Raw genomic sequence first — 18,555 nt, forward strand, 5'->3', positions numbered from 1 at the left:
GAATAAATGATGAGATGATTTCAGTTGACGCATCTTAGTATGGCATTGGCACGCCATATTGTCAACAATCCAAGCAAAGAAAGTGCCCCCGATCCGGATCGAACGGACGACCTAGCGTTTAGGAAACGCTCGCTCTATCCAACTGAGCTACGGGGGCACGCAATTTTACTTTTTGACATCGTTTATATATTTTTCGACCGCTTGGGTAATCGTTTTTCCAATGTCTGCGTATTTTTTCACAAAAGATGGAGCGTTCTTGTATATCCCAAGCATGTCGTACGAAACCAATACTTGACCGTCGCATTTACTGCCGGCACCGATACCAATGACCGGTATCTTAAGCGACTTTGCGATCTTTGCAGCGAGATCTTCCGGCACCATCTCAAGGATGAGCGCAAAACATCCGGTTTTCTCCAATGCCTTTGCATCTTTAATGATTTTTAGTTTTGATTTATGATCTTTACCCTGGACCTTGTATCCCAAAATATTGACAGATTGCGGAGTAAAACCTAAATGTCCCATAACAGGGATGCCCGCTTTAATGATCTTCTTGATCGCGCTTTTATAATTGACCCCTTCAACCTTTACCGCGTTCGCTCCGGATTTAATAAGATCTACCGCATTTGAAACTGCTTCTTCATCATTTTTTTGAAAAGTCCCGAACGGCATATCGGATACAACCATTGCCCGATTAACCGCGCGGGAAACCGCCTGTGTGTGGATTATCATTTCGATCAAGGTCACAGGAAGAGTGTTTTTATAGCCGAGCATGACATTGCCAAGCGAATCCCCGACCAGAATAATATCGATATTTGATCCGTCCAAGATCTTAGCTATCGCCGAATCATAAGCCGTTAGCATTGCTATTTTTTTGCCAAGTTTTTTTGAGGAGATAAGTGAATTACTGGTTATTTTTTCTTTTTGGGCCATGGGAGTCCTATTTCGATCTTTGAGAATTGTTCGCGATATAAAGAGAAAAGTTTTTCTTCAAGCATTTCGCGGGTCAAGAAGCGCGTCAAATATCCTTCTTCCGCGATCGACAAAGTTCCCGTGCTTTCGGATATGACGATAACTATCGCATCGGTAAGCTCGGTCAAACCTACGGCCGCCCTGTGCCTGGTCCCAAGCCTTTTATCGAGGAGTTTTGATTCCGACAGAGGCAGCAGGCAACCCGCCGAAAGTATCCTGTCGCCCATAATGATCACGGCGCCATCGTGCAATGGCGAAGCGTGGTTGAAAACAGAAACCAACAATTCTGAAGAAAGAACCGCATCAAGCTTTGTGCCTGATTCCAAATATTCATTGAGGCCGGTGTTCCTTTCAAGGACGATCAAGGCGCCGGTTTTTTCGTCCGCAAGCTGCTCTATTCCGCGCACCAATGTGCGGATGAACCATGAAGATGGCTTCTGGACAAAACCAAATCTGGAAAAAATGCGTCCGCGGCCAAGCTGTTCTAGGGCTCTGCGCAGTTCCGGCTGGAAAACAATGATCAGTACAACAAGGATCGCCGCGGCGAATTTTTCAAACAGCCAATTTATCGTATAAAGTCCCAGTAGTTTTGCGCTGATATAAACCATCAAGAGGACGATTATCCCGCGCAGGAGGTTGACGGCCTTGGTCCCGCGAAGCCAAATCAAGATATAATACAAAAATACCGCGACAGCAATGATATCAAAAACATCGAGAGCAAACCTAATGTACGCCATTGTAATCCTTCTCCCGCCTAAGCCGGCAGAATATCATTTTGGACCAATTCATCATATGATTCCCTTTTAACAATCAAAGTCCCGGAACCATTATTAACCAAAACCATGGCCGGCCGCGGGACGCGATTATAATTGCTTGCCATGGAATAGCAGTACGCTCCGGTACAAAAGACCGCCAAAATATCGTTTGCTTCCGATCTTTGGAGATCATAATCGATAATGAGTTTGTCTCCAGATTCGCAAAATCTTCCGGCTACGGTCACTTTCTCTGTTTTTTTATCGTTTGCTTTATTGGCGATCGTTGCTTCGTATTTTGCCTGATAAAGGATCGGCCTCGGATTATCGGACATTCCGCCATCAACAGCAACATATTTCCTTATACCTGTAATTTCTTTAACAGAACCGATCTTATAAAGTGTAACTCCCGCATTACCGACAATAGATCTTCCAGGTTCTAGAACAAGTTTTGGCTCTAAAAGATCTTCTTTAGCCAGATTTGTTTTTAATCTATCAACGATCTCTTTTGCGAAAGAATCAACAGAAGTTACATCATCGGCTCCCGAATAATCGATGCCGAGGCCGCCGCCGATATTTATTTCTTCAACCCTTATCTGCACAGCCTTAAATATCTGCGAAGCAATATCAGTCAAAACATCGATCTCTGCAAGGAAAGGCTTAACATCGAATATTTGCGATCCAATATGCGCGTGAAGCCCGACAAAATCGACAAAATTCATTTTTTGGGTCAGTTTAACCGCATCGACGATATTTTCTTTTGCCATGCCGAACTTCGAATCGATCTGTCCCGTTTGAATAAATTCATGGGTGTGGGCGTCAATTCCGGGATTCACCCTGAACAATATCTTGGTCTTCTTTTTTAATTTTTCAGTTATTTTATCTAGGTTTACCAGTTCTTGCAGGTTATCAACAACGATCCTTCCAATACCGGCTTCGATCGCTTCTTCAAGTTCTTTTTCGGGCTTATTGTTGCCATGGAAGTAAATATTCGATAAATTGCAGCCGGCATTCCGCGCCGTAAAGAATTCCCCTCCCGATGAAACATCAACGCCTAAACCTTCATCATTTATTATCCTCAACAAAGCTGTCGTGCAAAGAGCTTTGCTGGCATAAATGATCAAAGTATTTTGATATCTGTCTTTAAATGCAGTCCGGTACTCTCTGCATTTTCCTCTTAAAGTCACTTCATCGATCACATACAATGGGGTGCCGAATTCCGATGCCAGATCGACGCAATCGCACCCTCCGACCTCGAAATGGCCCTTTGCATTTATTTTAGATGTTATCGGCTGGTTCATTTTTTTTCTCTCAATAATTTATACTCGAGCGAATCAACCAAAGCCAAATATGAAGCCTCAACGACATTGGTCGAAACGCCGACCGTTCCCCAGCATTTGCTGTCATCGCATGATTCGATTATAACCCTAACTCTGGCGGCAGTCCCCGCCTTTGAATCAAGCACGCGGACTTTATAATCGGCCAGTTTGATTGTTTTAATAGCCGGATAAATATCTTCAAGAACCTTTCTCAATGCGCCATCCAAAGCGTTGATCGGGCCGTCGCCTATCGCTTTTGATTCGTAAGTTTTGCCTTTAACAATAATCTTAATATTAGCATTCACGATAAAATTTTCTTCCGTATTCTGGACAATTTCAATCGAATACTTTTGCAGTTCAAAAGAAGGCCTATGCAAGCCGAAAGATCGCTTGAGAAGCAATTCGAAACTTGCTTCACCCTCTTCAAATTGATAACCTTCATGCTCCAATTGTTTTAATTTCTTAATGATATCTTTAGCGCTTGCGGAATCTCTATCAATATCGACTCCGTATTCTTTTGCTTTAAAAAGAAGATTTGAAATGCCGGAAAGCTCGGACACTGTTGCTCTGCGCTCATTTCCAACCGATTCCGGAGCAATATGTTCGTATGTCCCGGGATTTTTTAGCACCGCAGAAACATGTATCCCGCCTTTGTGGGCGAACGCGGACCTGCCGACAAATGGCTGATGTGCCGATTGGGGAAGGTTTGCTATTTCTGAAACATGTCTTGAGAGTTCGGTCAAACTGTTTAAGTTTTTCCCTGCGGAACAGTCGAACTTCATCTTGAGATTGATGATCGGGATTATCGAGCAAAGGTTTGCATTCCCGCACCTTTCCCCATAGCCATTAATAGTTCCCTGTACCTGATTTGCTCCGCAATATACCGCCATTCCCGAAACAGAAACAGCACATTCCGAATCATTATGCGCATGTATGCCAATAGGCGCTATTAATTTCGTTTTTATTTCATTGATTATCTTTTGGGCCTCAAATGCAAGCGTCCCGCCGTTCGTATCGCAAAGGCATAAAACATCCGCTCCGGCCTCTTCTGCCGTTTTTAAACACTTTAAGGCGTATGACGGATTCTTCTTATAGCCATCAAAGAAATGTTCGGCATCAAAAACAACTTCTTTGCCTTTAGATTTTATATAAGCGATAGTATCTTTTATCATCAAAAGATTTTCATCAAGCGACACTTTTAGAGCTTCGGCAACGTGAAAGTCCCATGTTTTACCGAAGATCGCGACAACAGGAGTCCCAGCTTCGATAAGTGTTGCAATGTTTTTGTCGTCTTCGACCTTGATATTTCCGCGCCTTGTCGAGGAGAATGCGGATAGTTTGGCGTGCTTAAGTTTTAGGTCTTTTGCTTTCTTGAAAAATTCGATATCCTTGGGATTGCTCCCCGGCCAGCCGCCTTCGATATAGTCGATCCCAAATCCATCAAGCAGATAGGTGATTTTTAGCTTGTCTTCCACGGAAAACGATATGCCCTCTGTTTGTGCGCCATCGCGGAGGGTAGTATCGTATATTGATATTTTTGGCATATTTTGAAATTATATCAGCTATTGCAATCGTCTTCAATGAAGAAAATAGCCCTCACCCAACTATTTGTTTTATATAAACAAATTGAAAATCCACCCTCTCCCACAGGGAGAGGGGTTGCAAGAAATACGTTTTCAATTATAATGAAACTGGGTGAGGGCTATTCACAATGATAAAAAAAGTTATTATATATTTAATAATACTGTCAGTTCCAGCATTTGCTTCTGGCCTTATAAAGATCGAACAGGTCCAAGACCCTGTAACTTTAAGGTCAGCCGATGCTGTCCAAGGCGAAGTCCTTGTCAAATTCAAACCTGCAATTTCCACAAAATCAATTTCAGCTTTAAGCTTGAATGTATTGGAAGTTTCGCTAAGCACTCAAGTTTATAAACTTGCGGTCCCACCGGGAAGAACCATATCGGAATATTTGACGGAGCTATCAAACGATAAGAATATAATTTATGCTGAACCAAACTATATTATCCGCGCCCATGCAACGACGCCGAATGATACTTCTTACGACTTACAATGGAATCTCCCGTTGATCAAAGCTCCGGAAGGTTGGGACATATCAACCGGAGATGCGACAGTTGTAATCGCAGATATCGATTCAGGGTGCGATACGACCCATCCGGACCTGTCGGACAAGATCACAAGCAATAGCAAAAATTTTCAAGGAGCCGGAAGCTCGATAACAGATCTTAACAGCCATGGGACCCATACCGCGGGAATATTGGCCGCAGTTACAAATAATAGTGTTGGGGTCGCTGGCGTCGCTTGGAATTGCAAGATCATGGTATTGAGAATGCTTGATGCCGCGGGGACCGGTGAAGTTTTCGATTTTAATAATGCTGTGGTCTATGCGGCAGACAAAGGGGCTAAAGTCATCAACATGAGTTTGGGGACTTTGAATTTTTCCCAAAGTATGGCGGATGCGGTAGCATATGCGTACGGCAAAAATTGCGCAATGTTTTCATCGAGCGGCAACGAATCTTCTTTAACTGTTGATTATCCCGCAAAATTAGCAGGTGTAATTGCAGTAAGCGCAGTCGATAAAAATAAAAATATCACGCCATATTCAAACAGCGGGCCGGAAATTTCGGTTTGCGCGCCGGGGGGAACATCCGATAGTGCAATTTACAGCACGATACCAAGCAGTACGTACGGATATAAATATGGCACTTCAATGGCCGCACCGCTTGTTTCAGGATTGGCCGCGCTTTTATTTTCAAAATTCCCAAGCATCACCCGCGACCAGGTTTATTACAGGATAACGTCCGAAGCTGAAGACCTTGGGACTGCCGGAAAAGACAATTTTTACGGCTATGGGATAATAAATATTGTAGAAACACTTGGAGATATTATTGCCCCCACGGTAGAAGTTATTTCGCCAGCCGGCGGGGAAAGGATGACAATGGGTGGGGCATTGAATATTAGGTGGAGCGCATCGGATACGGGCATCGGATTATCGGCAACGCCTATTGCATTATATTATTCTTTGGATAACGGCGCATCATATTCAACTATAGCGGCCGCAAGTTCAAACAGCGGAACTTATAGTTTTACACTTCCACAAACTCCTACAGCTGAAGCAAAGATAAAAATTTCTGTGGCCGACCTTAGCGGCAATATCGCGACCGCGGAATCTAAATCTTTTACGATCCTTAATCTTGCAGCAGGAATATATCCATACCCTATCCCCGCAAGAAATCATGAAAGCATCTATTTCCTCGGAGCCTCCGGCGGAGACACCTTAAGGATCTTCGATGCAAACGGAGATACTGTAAGGACAATTTATAATGCCTCCGACCCGCAGATCGTTTGGGACCAAAAAAACAGCGATGGCTCATACTGTTCGCCGGGCATCTATTTCTATGTCATATCTTCATCCACAAGTAAAAAGACAGGAAAGCTTATAATATTAAAATGACAAACCACGTTACCCGTTACGCGTTACTAATAATTGGATTTTGGATTTTGCATATTCCTTGTTTTGCGGCAGGAAGCGAGGGTTTTGCGTTTACGAAAATACCTCAAGGCGTGAAAGCCGTTTCAATGGGCGGATCGTTTACGGCTATAGCCGATGACCCGTCAGCAATATATTGGAATCCTGCAGGCCTCGCGCAGTTAACGGAAAGCAGGATATATTCGTCTTTTTCAAGTTGGCTGCAAAATACGGGCATTTCATACTGGGCTTCGAACTTAATCCGATATCCCCATACTTTCGGCGTTTCATTCTATAATTTGGATTATGGCGTAATAAATGAAACAACTTACGCTTCGCCGCAAGGCACGGGAAAAGCTGTTAATCCTTTTGAGAATTTGCTTTCTTTTACATATGCCAGAAGCTTCCATGACACGGCATTCGCAGGGATAAATCTTAATTTTGGCTCGCAAAACCTGGGTTATTCATCGGCTTCATTTAATTCCATAGATGCCGGGCTCCTGTACAAATATAATAATATCGAAGGTTTATCTTTCGGCTTGGCTTTCAAGAATTATAGCTTGGCTGATAGGCTGCCAACAAGCTTAAGGGCGGGAGTTGCATATAGGACAATAATTGATAACCCGGAATATCCCATAAGCAGCAGCGCATTAAGCCTTGATCTCAACTCGACTTCCGGGAACAATCTGGCGGTAAATTCCGGAGCAGAATATATTTTCAACAAGACGCTCGCGTTAAGGGCGGGATTAAATTCCAGGAATTACACGCTGGGATTGGGACTGATGCTGAATAATTTCATATTTGATCTTGCCTACGCGCCTTATGAAGACCTGGGAAATACTTATCGTGTTGCTTTAAACTACACGCTTTGATAAAATATTTCCAATGGATCCTTCCTTAAAAGAACTAGAGTTTTCAGCGTCAACCTGCACAAGATGTCCGCTCGCAAAAACCCGCACAAAAGTAGTTTTCGGCAATGGCCCTGTCCCATCCGATATTATGCTTATCGGTGAAGCCCCAGGAGCTGATGAAGATGCGCAAGGCTTGCCTTTCGTGGGAAAGTCGGGAAAATTACTAACTCAAATATTGGCTTCGGTCGGGATCAATCGTCCTGATGATATTTATATCTCGAATACAGTTAAATGCAGGCCTCCCGAGAATCGTGCGCCATTAGCCTCCGAACAAGAAGCCTGCTACCCGTATCTTCATGCGCAAATATTCCAATTTGTTAAACCTAAGATATTATTGCTGGTCGGGGCCCCTGCTGTAAAAGATATATTAAAAACCGATGAACCAATTTCAAAGATCAGGGGAAAATGGTTCAACCTACCAAATACCGAAATATCCGTAATGCCGATATTCCACCCATCTTATCTTCTCCGCTATGCAAGCAAAGAAAAAGGCTCCCCTAAGTGGCTTACCTGGCAGGATATGCTGGAAGTAAGGAACGCACTTGATTTTATAAAGAAAGTTAAAGAGCTCGAAGGGAAAAAATGAAAGTTTCCATCCTTAAAGAATCAAAATTAGACGATAAAGAAAGAGAAGTAGAGAGCCGCGTTGTATTGACTCCCGGAATCGCCTTCGAATTAAGAAGGCTGCGGAACAGAATTCAGCCATAAGATCGGGGATCAATATTGAAAATGGAAGAATTGCGCATGAAGGATTGGCTTCGGTGTTTTAAATTTTACATTGGCCCTTGACAGCCGTTGTATAATTTCTTCATGATCGATCTTTTGGAAGATAAAGAATTCCAGCGCCTCGAAAAGATATACCCTTTTCTTTCCCGCGCGCGCGAAGAAGTCTGCGGTATGGAAAAAGAGACTTTTTCAATCGTAGACATTGAAACAACAGGCCTCGATTATACGAAATCCGAAATTATAGAAATTGCGGCGATAAAAGTCCAGAACGGCGATGTAAAGGATATTTATAATACCTTGATAAAACCTGCTGCCGAAATCACGCCCAATATTGAACGCTTGACCGGAATTAATAATGATCTAGTATTAGGAAGCCCTGTAATTTCTGATGTCGCCCCAAAATTCTTGTTTTTTATCGAGAACACGATCCTCGTTGCCCATAACAGCGATTTTGACATCCCATTCTTGAAACATCATCTTCAAAATAAATTTACCAATCAAATATTATGCACTTTAAAGGCTTCAAGATATTTGCTCCCGAATCTTGCAAATCATAAGCTCCACACAGTCGCCAAATATTTCAATATCGATGCTCAAAACAGGCATAGAGCTCTTGGCGATGTTGAAACAACGCTTGGAATGTTTTTAAAAATGATCCCTCTGCTTCAGTCAAAGGGAATTTACAAAAAAGAAGATTTGCAGAAAATACCGGGTTGAGATATGATAATGACCAATGACCAATTTCCAATGACCAACATTGTATCGCTTCGCGATAATTATAATAAATACATTGTTGGGATTTGGTCATTGGGATTTGGGATTTTATATATATGGACTTTATCTCCGATATTTGGAACAAAGCAAAAAAACTGAACAAACGGATCGTTCTGCCAGAAACTAACGATATCCGCGTACTAAAAGCCACAGAGTTCATAATAAAAAGCAAACTAGCGCAAGTTATCCTTATTGGGAACGAAAACGATATTGCAAGGCTTGCTCAAATGCACAGCATTAATCTAACCGGCTCAGCTATAATCGATCCAAAGAAATCGCCGCAGTTGCCGGAATTCGCTCAAAGCTTTAAGGTTAAACGCGAAAAAAAAGGAATGGTCTACGAAAAAGCACTCGAAATATTGACCACAAATTATCTTTTCTTCGGCGCTATGCTTGTTGACTCGGGAAATGCAGACGGAATGGTATCAGGTGCTGTACATACCACAGCCGGCACTATGAGAGCTCTTTTGCAGTGTGTTGGAGTCGCGGACGGCGCATCTATTGTTTCAAGCTTCTTTGCTATGATAAGCCCTAAAAAAGAATTTGGCGAAGAAGGGCTGATATTTTTCGCCGATTGTGCGGTAAACCCGAATCCGACATCGGAACAGCTAGCACAGATCGCTATTCAAACTTCTGATTCTTTCTCTCGCCTAACATCAAAGTCGCCCAGGGTCGCAATGCTTTCGTTCTCTACAAAAGGATCGGCTTCGCACCCTGATGTTGCAAAAGTTACGAATGCGGTTGAGATCGCAAAAAAAATGAGGCCAAATCTTGTCGTGGACGGTGAAATGCAATTGGACGCGGCTATTATCCCAATTATCGGGAACAGGAAAGCGCCAGGGAGCGAGGTCGCGGGCTACGCAAATATATTGATCTTCCCTACCCTTGATGCCGGAAATATCGGATATAAATTGACCGAAAGATTAGGTGGCGCACTTGCCTTGGGTCCGATCCTCCAAGGCGCGAAAAAACCGATAAATGACCTCTCTCGCGGATGTTCGGTCGATGACATAGTAAACGTTTCAGCCATAACCGCGATACAAGCATCGTAGAGACATGAAAAAACTGCTAGATATTGCAAAACAAAATAACGCTGAAATAGAGATCTACAAGATTATTTCTAATTCCACAACGGTCGATGTTAGAAACAAAGAAGTAGAATCGATCGACGCAGTCCAAGAAGGCGGCCTATCTATTAAGGTCATCAAAGACCACAAGCTCGGTTTTGCGTATACAACCGATTTTGAAGATGAAGCATTGGAATTATCTTTTCAAAAAGCACTGGATAGTTCAAAATATACAATAGAAGACCCAAATTATTCTATTCCTACCTCCGAAAAATACGAACCACTCGCAACTTTTGACAGGGAAATTCTTGATCTTTCGATCGAGAAAAAAATAGATTATGCAAAACAAATGGAATCGGCGGCATACTCGGCGGATAATAGAGTTAAAAAGACAGAGAAGATATCTTTCTCAACTTCAGAAACAAAGATCACTATCCTAAATTCCAATGGTATCGACATCACATATCATGCAAACCATTGCGGGGGGATATGCGAAGTGATTGCCGAAGCCGGATCAGAGCAGGAAAGCGGATTTGGAATGAGCTTTGTGACGAGGCTTTGGGATTTCAACAGCAATAATGTCGGCATCGAATCCGCGCAGCGCGCGAGCGAATTGCTGCTATCAAAACCAATATCGCCAAAAATCATGCCATTAATTTTGGACCCATACGTTGGGGCCCAATTGCTAGGCGCGATATCAAATCTTTTTTCTTCGGATGCCGTCCAAAAAAATAAATCCCTTTTTGCGCATAAAATAGGACAAACGGTCGCTTCGAGCTGTATTAATATTATTGACGATGGCAGGCTAAAGAATGGGGTATCGAGCTCGCCTGTCGACGATGAAGGCGTTCCAACAAAAAAAACGACGCTTATTGAAAAGGGAAAGCTCATGAATTATCTCTATAATACATACACTGCAAAAAAAGAAGGAAAGCCATCAACTGGCAGCGGAAGAAGGGCTTCTTATAAATCTCTCCCTGAAGTGTCTCCGAGCAATCTTTTTTTTGAACCGGGGATCAATTCAAAAGATAACCTGATCTCAAAAGTTAAAAGTGGATTATATGTTAAAAGAGTAATGGGAATGCACACAGTAAACCCAATTTCCGGCGATTTTTCAATTGGCGCCGCGGGGATCATGGTCGAAAACGGAAATATTGCATATCCTGTTCGCGGAATAACAATTTCCGGGAATTTGATCGACTTTTTGCAAGCAATCGATGAAGTCGGGTCAGACCTAAGATTTTTTCCGATGTCTGCCAATCTGGGAAGCCCTACTTTGCTTGTATCAAATATTGCCGTCAGCGGATAATAGTGATAAAATTAATATCATGGCAAGAAAAATTAAAATATTCGATACCACCCTTCGCGACGGCGAACAATGCCCCGGCGCATCGCTTAACCCCGAAGAAAAATTAGAGATCGCCCGCCAGCTTGCCCGCCTCAATGTTGATGTGATAGAAGCGGGTTTCGCGATCGCATCTCCTGGTGATTTTGAATCTGTAAAAGCTATAGCCCAGCAGATAAAAGGGCCTATTATTTGCAGTTTGGCGCGGGCTGTAAAAAAAGATATCCAAGCGGCTTTTGACGCGGTAAAATTCTCCGATAAGCCAAGGATACATACTTTTATTGCAACATCCCCAATCCATATGGAAAAGAAACTGGAAATGTCCCCGGATAAAGTATATGAACGCGCCGTTGAAATGGTAAAGTTCGCGCGAACACTTTGCCCCGATATCGAATTTTCACCTGAAGACGCGGGACGATCCGACCCTCTCTTTCTGTACAGGATAATCGCAGGAGTAATTGAAGCCGGAGCTGCAACGATCAATGTACCCGATACTGTGGGATATACGACCCCATGGGAATTTGGCGCATTGATAGAGGGCATAATAAAGAACGTCCCGCAAATCAAAGAAAAAAATATCACAATAAGCGTCCATTGCCACAATGACCTTGGGCTCGCAACAATAAACTCGCTTGCGGCCGTGCGCGCAGGCGCAAACCAAGTTGAATGCACAATAAATGGTATAGGCGAGCGTGCCGGCAACGCATCTCTTGAAGAAGTCGTTATGACAATTAAGACCAGAAAAGATTATTTTGATTGCGAAACAAACATCAACACGAAAGAAATATATCGATCCAGCAGATTGGTATCAAATCTTACAGGACTCATGGTCCAGCCAAATAAGGCAATTGTGGGCGGCAATGCCTTCGCGCATGAAGCAGGCATCCATCAAGCGGGAATGCTTAAAGCCCGCGAAACTTACGAAATTATGGCGCCTGAAGATATTGGCCTTACTGAAACCCGTCTTGTGCTTGGAAAGCATTCTGGGCGCCATGCTTTTGCCGACAAGCTTAAAGATATGGGATACGCCCTATCCGAAGAAAATCTTGAAAAAGCTTTTGCCAAGTTCAAAGAATTGGCAGATAAGAAAAAAGATGTTTCGGAAAGGGATCTTGAAGCGATCGTCGCGGAAGAAGTTTATGTCGTGCCGGAAGTCTATAGTATAGAAAAGATAGATATTTCATCCGGAACACATAAGCAGCCAACCGCAACAGTTTCTTTGAATTTCAAAGGCAAAACCCACGCCATAACCGAAAAAGGCGCAGGCCCCGTCGATGCGGTTTATCTTGCCATAGATAAGATCACAAAGATCAGATCACAACTTGTCGATTATTCGATCCAGGCGATAACAGGCGGAACAGACGCGCAAGGTGAAGTTACGGTAAGAATTAAAGATAATAATATTATATATGTAGGCCATGGGGCTTCAACTGACATCATAATCGCGTCAGCAAAAGCATATCTTAGCGCGATAAATAGGCTGATTTTTGCCAAAAGCGAGAACTTGGGCCGCGGGCTTGAATAATTAGGCCTGTTCAACGGTAACGCAGGTTAAAGTCCGGGCTACAAGACCCGAAGATTGGATCTTTTTTACTATTAATTCACCCATAGATTTTAGATCTGACGCCTCAACAAAAACGATTATATCGTACGGTCCCGTTACAAGGTGGAGAGTTTTAACGCCTTTGATGTCTTTTATGATATTTATCAGGTCTATCGCTTTTCCTGGAAGCGCCTCAATCAATATATATGCTGTCGTTGCCGCCATAATTCCACCTCTTACAAGATAGTCTAATCGGTTGAAGTAAGCCATGTCAAGTAGTATAATGAAAACAAGATGTGGAATAGATTGAGTAATTACTTTTTAAGAGGGCTCATCACCCTATTGCCTCTTTTGGTCACATTATGGCTATTATGGTTCATGTTCTCGTTTTTAGACGGTATCTTGGGGAATATCATCGCCTTATTTACAGGCCACCCGCTCCCCGGGCTTGGATTCATAATAACTGTCGGCTTGATCCTAGTAACCGGATATTTTGCAACCCATGTCTTTAGCGCGAAAATATTCCAGGTCGGCGAAGAGTTATTATACCATGTCCCGATAGTAAAAAGCATTTATACTTCGGCAAAACAGATGAATGATGTGCTTTTTATACATAAAGGCAACGATGAGTTCAGGAGAGCATGTATCGTTGAATATCCAAGAAAGGGGATCTATTCAGTTGGTTTTATTACATCGGATGCGGCTTCCGAAATTGAAGCTAAAGTCAAGAGTAAGCTTATTAACGTATTTATCGCCAATACACCTACTCCCGCCACAGGATTCTTGATCATGGTCCCGGCTCAAGAAGTGATATTACTTGATATGCATATAGACGCGGCATTCAAATATGTGATTTCCGGCGGCGTTTTGAAGCCGGAACGCGCGGAGATCGCAGCAAACGATGACGAGCCTTCGTAATTAAACGTTCCCTATATGGACAAATTTTAGTCCCGCATCTATCCCTATTTGTTTAGCCCTCTCAAGGGTTTCAATTGGTGTCGGATAAAGATGTGCATATTCGAGGTATGGGAAAAATCTCGTCACATGCCACGGGATATCTTCTCCTAATTCGGTTTTTATCCAATTAGCTATCCCGTTTAGCTGTTTGTCGCCATCATTCATAGTTGGAATAATATTCGTAATGATCTCAACGTGCATTTTTAATACTTTCTTGGCATGGATTGTCGCCTTTAAGATAGGCTCAAAATCGCGGATTTTTGCAAGTTTACCGTAGAAGTTGTTATTAAAACCTTTTATATCTACGCGGTATGCGTCCAAATACGGTCCTATCATATCCAAGGGCTCGATGTTTATATATCCATTTGTGACCCAAACGGTATAAAGGTTATTTTTCTTTGCCAATTTGGCCCCTTCAAGGCAATATTCAAACCAAATCGTCGGCTCATTATATGTCCAAGCAATGCCCTGAGAATTATATTCTTTCGCCAAGCTTATTAGTTTTTCGGGTGTTATTTCCTCAATTGTAACTTTGTCTTTTTTTAAGTTGACATGCGATATCTGCCAGTTTTGGCAATGCCCGCACCGCATGTTGCAGCCAAAAGTACCAACAGACAATACCTTCGTCCCGGGGTGGAAGTGATAAAGAGGTTTTTTTTCTATCGGATCTAGCGCTATAGATGAAACGACATTGTAGATCAGGGAAAAAAGCTTGTCGCCCAAATTTTGCCTGACACCGCAAAACCCGACTTGGTCCGGAGCTATCTTGCATTCCCATGGACACAAGGAACAATGGACCATATTATTTTCGATTTGCCTATAGAACAATGCTTCTTTCATAGATTGCTCCTAAAGGCTAATATTGAAATATATCTGCTCTTCACCGCCTGCATCGATCCCCTTGGCGTATCCGAGCTTTAGAACAACCGGGAACATTCCCCACCCATTAATTGTCTGAAGATTTAATTCGGCGCCGCAGCTTCGCTTCCATAATATATCTTTTAGAGCCCCTAATGAAGCGCCCCCGGAATCAAAAAACATTTCCATCCAAAGCCTGTCAAAGAACAAGTATCCGTACCCGAAACCGCTTTCGGGATAAGATACAGGAAATAAGTATTTTACGGACCCAAGCGCTGATTTTGTTCCAGATATCAAATTATAAGGATACCCTCTTAGAGATAGGAATTTATAATTAAATCCGCTTTGGACAAAGCTATCGCCATAGCTTAGGCTTCCGGTTGCAGAAACACCCAATATATTATGCGGAATTGCGGTTTTAAAATACTGTGTTCCCGAAACAAGGTAATTTATCAAATTAAAATCAGATCCGGTAGTCCTTGAAAAACTCTTAAAAAATACCGCCAGAGAAAATCCTTCTTCGGGAGAAATCGAATATCCGTACGCCCTTAAATTGGAATATGAATATCCGACAAATAAGCCTGAAAGGTTCCCGAGGCTTGGTTTAGTCGTCAGTATTTCAAGGCTTGTGATGTTTGAAAGATTGATGGCTTGGTATCCCAATGTAAAATTCTGCCTGTCATAGTATGAAAATACGCTATTGTCGTAAAAAGTCATCGATAGCGCTCCATATTTTTCTCTTTCCCAATATAGCTTGGATGCAAAATCCCAAGAATATGCGTACGCCGTATCTCCAAGAATAAGCCTGATTTGTGGCAGGAATTGGTCATTATAGTAATTAAAGAAATAAAAAGAACGTTTGGCCCTCCAATCGTATCCGCCTTGAAGTGTAAAATATTGCTGGCTTAGAGCATCAAGGCCGACCGTTGATCCAAGAAGATGGCTTCCGTTCTCATTATAATAGGAATATGGGTACCAAAACTTAGGTATAAGGGTTGGTATCGGGTTGTAATCGTATTTATTGACGATCACATCCGATGCATCCATGGATCCTTGAGAGCTAACAAGGCTAACAGGTTTATTTTTAATTTTTGCGCTGACCTCGGTCCAAGATCTTGGATCAAGATCGATCACGGCGATATCGAAACCACGGGACGTATAATTAGAATATGCAATCTTTTTACCGTCTTTTGAAACATCGGGCATCAAAGCCATCCCCAAGACATTTGTAACTTTGAATATCTTATTTGAAGCATACTCAAAAGCATAGATATTAGGCACGCCGGAGAGTTCTGAATCAAATAATATATATTTACCGTTTGGCGTAAAGCAGGGGTTGGCTTCAAGCGAAAGGTCTTGCGTTGTCATGGGACTTTCTGCTCCTGTTTTAATATCGATAATATTTATCTTTTGTCCGCCAGGCGACCATTTGGCAACAGCAAGCTTTGTAGAATCTGGTGAAAATTGCGGAGAGAAATATTGGACCCCCTCAAACGTTGCCCCAAGACGCAAAAGTCCTGTCCCATCGATATTTGAAAACCATAACGTTCGGTTCCCGTTCTTATTTCTTGTATAAACGATCTTCGACCCGTCTTTTGATACTGCCGGGTCAGAGGCCCTAAATCCCGTTGTCAGCCTTTTTATATTTTTTGTCTTAGTTTCAAGCGAATATATATCCTTAAAATAATAAAAATTATTATATATATCGCCCTTGGAAAAATATAAAGTATCGTTAACAATATTCAAATTATCGTCGATCATGATGCCATCGCATATTTTAACATCGTCTTTTGTTTTAATATTGATCCTCCTTATTTGCGACGCATCATCTTGATTGCTTTGTATATAATAAATAGATTCGGGATCTTGTCCCCATTTAGGCTTTAATAAAGAATAACCTTTATAAGTTATTATTTGAGGTTTGGTCAATTTACTTTTGATGATCTTTTCTTTTTGGGCTTTTGACTTATCAACCACCTCTTCCTGCCAATCTCGCCATAAGACCCAAAGGCTTTTGCCGTATACTTGCTGGAAAGCGCCATCAATCCCATAAGCGTAGAAATAATCCCCGTATTCTTGGCTTAACTTGAACAGTTTGTCTTCGCCGTATATTTGGGATAAATATTCCAAGAAAGAAACTCCGTACAAATAAGAGATATTCCCCATAGGCCACCTGGCGGTATCAACAGATGCCTGGTCGATGCTTTTAAAATTGTCGTCAAGGGCGTCCATGCGCAGCATTGAGAGGAATCGCATATCCTGCCCTCGCCCGCCTTTTGAATAATTAGTTTCCATATATGTTGCGAGCCCTTCGATGATGAATTTTGGGCTTAGAGCATTGGGGAATATATCCCTTCCAAATAGGAACTTGAAAAGCTTAAAGCTTCCTTCAACAGTATCAAGATGGAGGAGATGGGTATATTCATGCGTAAAAACATATCTTAACCAATCATCATATGAAGTCGGCCTTTGGTTTGAGCCGATATCTGCCATATACAATGTGATAACAGGGTTCGGGATTACGCTAGTGAAGCCGTTCGAATAATCTGTCGTATCCATAAGCACAATATCAGTTTTAAGATCGGGAATATGTTTGAATAATGGAGAGAGCCTTGAATGCACCTCTTCTGCAATAGATGCCATTTTTATAGCTTTATCCTCGATCTGCGGATAATAGTTTATCTTGAAATGCAAGGTCTCGAGCGTCTTCCATTTGAGGCTGGGGTCAAAATAAGTGGCGGCGTGAGCTGGAATGATAAATATAGAGCAAATAACCAGTAAGAAAATAACTGCCCTCACCCATCGGCTTCTTATTTGAGTACTTTTTTCAATTAACCCCTCTCCCAGTGGGACCTTGCCTGCCGGCAGGCAGGGAGGGGAAAAACCTTTAAGTTTACATAAATGGAAAATATGGGTGAGGGCAGTTAGCTTATCCATATTGAATCCCCAAAATCTTCTGAAATCCACTCTCTAACGGTTCAGCCATCTCATCAAACACTACTTTTCTTCCAAGTACTTCTTCAACACTCACGGCATTATGCCCGTGATAAGGCTTCTTTAATACTGAAAATATCTTTTCATCGATCGGGCTCATAAAGATCGATCCTTGCTGCAGCAATGCCTTTTTCCCGCGCTTTTGCGCCGATCCAACAATCTTTTTGCCATCGACGACTATCTCATATTCTGCTGGATAAGAGAAACATAATGACCCCCTCTGCCCCTTCGGGACATCTCCCCCTTGATAAGGGGGAGAATGAGAGGGGGTAGTTGATTTCTTATTTAGGATTTCGGATTTAGCGCTTAGGATTTGTGATTGAATGCCAATTTTCGCTAAAGCAATCACAACAGCCTCGGATATTTTCATATACGACGGCACAAGTCCTTTAGGAAGTATTGGATTATCGATCGAGGTAACGATCGAATAAGTGACCTCTGCCTCATTATGGAATACGATCCCTCCTCCTGTTGGACGCATAACAACATCCCACTCTATTTCTTTTGCTTTCTTCTCGTCGATCTCCTCATCTATTTTTTGTGAATAACCAAGAGATATACAAGGTTTAGACCAGGAGTAAATTCGAAGAATTGAGGAACCCGATGTGGCTTCAGTATTATTAAAAAGCTCGATATCCCTTTTCATGTTCTTTAGGCCATTGGCTTTTTCATTTAATAGCATCCAATTTTGCATAAGATAATTATACATCTTTTCTATAAATGCATCATTGCCCTCATCCATATTCTTCTAAACAATACCCTTAACCTCACCACCTTCTCCCAGAGGGAGAAGGACTTGAATAGTTATTGTCACCTAATATTTTTCAATAGCAAGAATCTCTCTCCCTCTGGG

At 42.3% G+C, this 18,555-nt stretch carries 16 protein-coding genes and 1 tRNA gene; 8 read left to right on the forward strand and 9 right to left on the reverse strand.

Features of this window, described 5'->3' with window-relative positions; genetic code table 11:
• Positions 1 to 83 precede the first annotated feature (83 nt).
• The 5 genes from HZC34_02510 to HZC34_02530 all read right to left on the reverse strand — a co-directional run bounded on the left by HZC34_02510 (position 84) and on the right by HZC34_02530 (position 4,584).
• A tRNA-Arg gene (locus tag HZC34_02510) sits at positions 84 to 157 on the reverse strand.
• Between the two features lie 8 nt (positions 158 to 165).
• The gene (panB, locus tag HZC34_02515; GenBank protein MBI5700706.1) at positions 166 to 930 is read right to left on the reverse strand and encodes a 3-methyl-2-oxobutanoate hydroxymethyltransferase; all 765 of its coding nucleotides are present in this window, start codon (positions 928 to 930) and stop codon (positions 166 to 168) included.
• A complete protein-coding gene (locus tag HZC34_02520; protein ID MBI5700707.1) occupies positions 909 to 1,706 on the reverse strand; it encodes a TIGR00159 family protein in 798 nt (265 codons plus the stop codon). Before HZC34_02520 ends, panB begins: the two co-directional genes overlap by 22 nt.
• 17 nt (positions 1,707 to 1,723) lie before the next feature.
• Complete coding sequence (gene lysA / locus HZC34_02525) at positions 1,724 to 3,022, reverse strand: diaminopimelate decarboxylase (protein ID MBI5700708.1); 1,299 nt, start codon at positions 3,020 to 3,022, stop codon at positions 1,724 to 1,726.
• Positions 3,019 to 4,584 carry a citramalate synthase gene (locus tag HZC34_02530; protein ID MBI5700709.1) on the reverse strand — a complete coding sequence of 522 codons (1,566 nt, stop codon included), beginning with the start codon at positions 4,582 to 4,584 and terminating at the stop codon, positions 3,019 to 3,021. Before HZC34_02530 ends, lysA begins: the two co-directional genes overlap by 4 nt.
• Positions 4,585 to 4,751: 167 nt before the next feature.
• On the opposite strand from HZC34_02530, the gene HZC34_02535 reads away from it, so the two are divergent.
• The 7 genes from HZC34_02535 to HZC34_02565 all read left to right on the forward strand — a co-directional run bounded on the left by HZC34_02535 (position 4,752) and on the right by HZC34_02565 (position 12,875).
• Complete coding sequence (locus HZC34_02535) at positions 4,752 to 6,512, forward strand: S8 family peptidase (GenBank protein MBI5700710.1); 1,761 nt, start codon at positions 4,752 to 4,754, stop codon at positions 6,510 to 6,512.
• On the forward strand, positions 6,509 to 7,399 hold the full coding sequence (locus tag HZC34_02540) for a PorV/PorQ family protein (protein MBI5700711.1): 891 nt from the start codon (positions 6,509 to 6,511) through the stop codon (positions 7,397 to 7,399). Before HZC34_02535 ends, HZC34_02540 begins: the two co-directional genes overlap by 4 nt.
• A 13-nt stretch (positions 7,400 to 7,412) precedes the next feature.
• Positions 7,413 to 8,024 (forward strand): uracil-DNA glycosylase, encoded by a 612-nt coding sequence (locus tag HZC34_02545; protein MBI5700712.1) that lies wholly within the window; start codon positions 7,413 to 7,415, stop codon positions 8,022 to 8,024.
• A gap of 224 nt (positions 8,025 to 8,248) precedes the next feature.
• Positions 8,249 to 8,881 (forward strand): 3'-5' exonuclease, encoded by a 633-nt coding sequence (locus HZC34_02550; protein MBI5700713.1) that lies wholly within the window; start codon positions 8,249 to 8,251, stop codon positions 8,879 to 8,881.
• Positions 8,882 to 8,994: 113 nt separating this feature from the next.
• A complete protein-coding gene (gene pta / locus HZC34_02555) occupies positions 8,995 to 9,990 on the forward strand; it encodes a phosphate acetyltransferase (protein MBI5700714.1) in 996 nt (331 codons plus the stop codon).
• A gap of 4 nt (positions 9,991 to 9,994) precedes the next feature.
• A complete protein-coding gene (locus tag HZC34_02560; GenBank protein MBI5700715.1) occupies positions 9,995 to 11,314 on the forward strand; it encodes a TldD/PmbA family protein in 1,320 nt (439 codons plus the stop codon).
• 19 nt (positions 11,315 to 11,333) lie between these two features.
• A complete protein-coding gene (locus HZC34_02565) occupies positions 11,334 to 12,875 on the forward strand; it encodes a 2-isopropylmalate synthase (GenBank protein ID MBI5700716.1) in 1,542 nt (513 codons plus the stop codon).
• On the opposite strand, the gene HZC34_02570 is transcribed toward HZC34_02565, so the two are convergent.
• Positions 12,876 to 13,163 (reverse strand): Lrp/AsnC ligand binding domain-containing protein, encoded by a 288-nt coding sequence (locus HZC34_02570; protein ID MBI5700717.1) that lies wholly within the window; start codon positions 13,161 to 13,163, stop codon positions 12,876 to 12,878.
• A gap of 24 nt (positions 13,164 to 13,187) precedes the next feature.
• Here HZC34_02570 and HZC34_02575 point away from each other — a divergent pair, with 24 nt between their 5' ends.
• Positions 13,188 to 13,811, forward strand: a complete 624-nt coding sequence (locus tag HZC34_02575; GenBank protein MBI5700718.1) for a DUF502 domain-containing protein — start codon at positions 13,188 to 13,190, stop codon at positions 13,809 to 13,811.
• Here HZC34_02575 and amrS read toward each other — a convergent pair whose 3' ends face one another.
• Genes amrS through HZC34_02590 form a run of 3 tightly spaced genes read right to left on the reverse strand, consistent with a single transcriptional unit; the run spans position 13,812 to position 18,396 of the window.
• Complete coding sequence (amrS, locus tag HZC34_02580) at positions 13,812 to 14,690, reverse strand: AmmeMemoRadiSam system radical SAM enzyme (protein ID MBI5700719.1); 879 nt, start codon at positions 14,688 to 14,690, stop codon at positions 13,812 to 13,814. It lies immediately after the preceding gene.
• Positions 14,691 to 14,699: 9 nt separating this feature from the next.
• A complete protein-coding gene (locus HZC34_02585; protein MBI5700720.1) occupies positions 14,700 to 17,645 on the reverse strand; it encodes a PD40 domain-containing protein in 2,946 nt (981 codons plus the stop codon).
• On the reverse strand, positions 17,638 to 18,396 hold the full coding sequence (locus HZC34_02590; GenBank protein ID MBI5700721.1) for a lipoate--protein ligase family protein: 759 nt from the start codon (positions 18,394 to 18,396) through the stop codon (positions 17,638 to 17,640). The genes HZC34_02585 and HZC34_02590 overlap by 8 nt, the downstream gene beginning before the upstream one ends.
• Between the last annotated feature and the right edge of the window lie 159 nt (positions 18,397 to 18,555).

This window comes from Candidatus Saganbacteria bacterium, assembly GCA_016223245.1.
Taxonomy (GTDB): Bacteria; Margulisbacteria; WOR-1; order XYC2-FULL-46-14; family XYC2-FULL-37-10; genus JACRPL01.

Excerpts from the sequence above, each read along its gene's own strand:
- panB (MBI5700706.1), bottom strand. The coding sequence starts at position 930 with ATGGCCCAAAAAGAAAAAATAACCAGTAATTCACTTATCTCCTCAAAA.
- HZC34_02520 (MBI5700707.1), bottom strand. The coding sequence starts at position 1,706 with ATGGCGTACATTAGGTTTGCTCTCGATGTTTTTGATATCATTGCTGTC.
- lysA (MBI5700708.1), bottom strand. The coding sequence starts at position 3,022 with ATGAACCAGCCGATAACATCTAAAATAAATGCAAAGGGCCATTTCGAG.
- HZC34_02530 (MBI5700709.1), bottom strand. The coding sequence starts at position 4,584 with ATGCCAAAAATATCAATATACGATACTACCCTCCGCGATGGCGCACAA.
- HZC34_02535 (MBI5700710.1), top strand. The coding sequence starts at position 4,752 with ATGATAAAAAAAGTTATTATATATTTAATAATACTGTCAGTTCCAGCA.
- HZC34_02540 (MBI5700711.1), top strand. The coding sequence starts at position 6,509 with ATGACAAACCACGTTACCCGTTACGCGTTACTAATAATTGGATTTTGG.
- HZC34_02545 (MBI5700712.1), top strand. The coding sequence starts at position 7,413 with ATGGATCCTTCCTTAAAAGAACTAGAGTTTTCAGCGTCAACCTGCACA.
- HZC34_02550 (MBI5700713.1), top strand. The coding sequence starts at position 8,249 with ATGATCGATCTTTTGGAAGATAAAGAATTCCAGCGCCTCGAAAAGATA.
- pta (MBI5700714.1), top strand. The coding sequence starts at position 8,995 with ATGGACTTTATCTCCGATATTTGGAACAAAGCAAAAAAACTGAACAAA.
- HZC34_02560 (MBI5700715.1), top strand. The coding sequence starts at position 9,995 with ATGAAAAAACTGCTAGATATTGCAAAACAAAATAACGCTGAAATAGAG.
- HZC34_02565 (MBI5700716.1), top strand. The coding sequence starts at position 11,334 with ATGGCAAGAAAAATTAAAATATTCGATACCACCCTTCGCGACGGCGAA.
- HZC34_02570 (MBI5700717.1), bottom strand. The coding sequence starts at position 13,163 with ATGGCTTACTTCAACCGATTAGACTATCTTGTAAGAGGTGGAATTATG.
- HZC34_02575 (MBI5700718.1), top strand. The coding sequence starts at position 13,188 with ATGTGGAATAGATTGAGTAATTACTTTTTAAGAGGGCTCATCACCCTA.
- amrS (MBI5700719.1), bottom strand. The coding sequence starts at position 14,690 with ATGAAAGAAGCATTGTTCTATAGGCAAATCGAAAATAATATGGTCCAT.
- HZC34_02585 (MBI5700720.1), bottom strand. The coding sequence starts at position 17,645 with ATGGATAAGCTAACTGCCCTCACCCATATTTTCCATTTATGTAAACTT.
- HZC34_02590 (MBI5700721.1), bottom strand. The coding sequence starts at position 18,396 with ATGCAAAATTGGATGCTATTAAATGAAAAAGCCAATGGCCTAAAGAAC.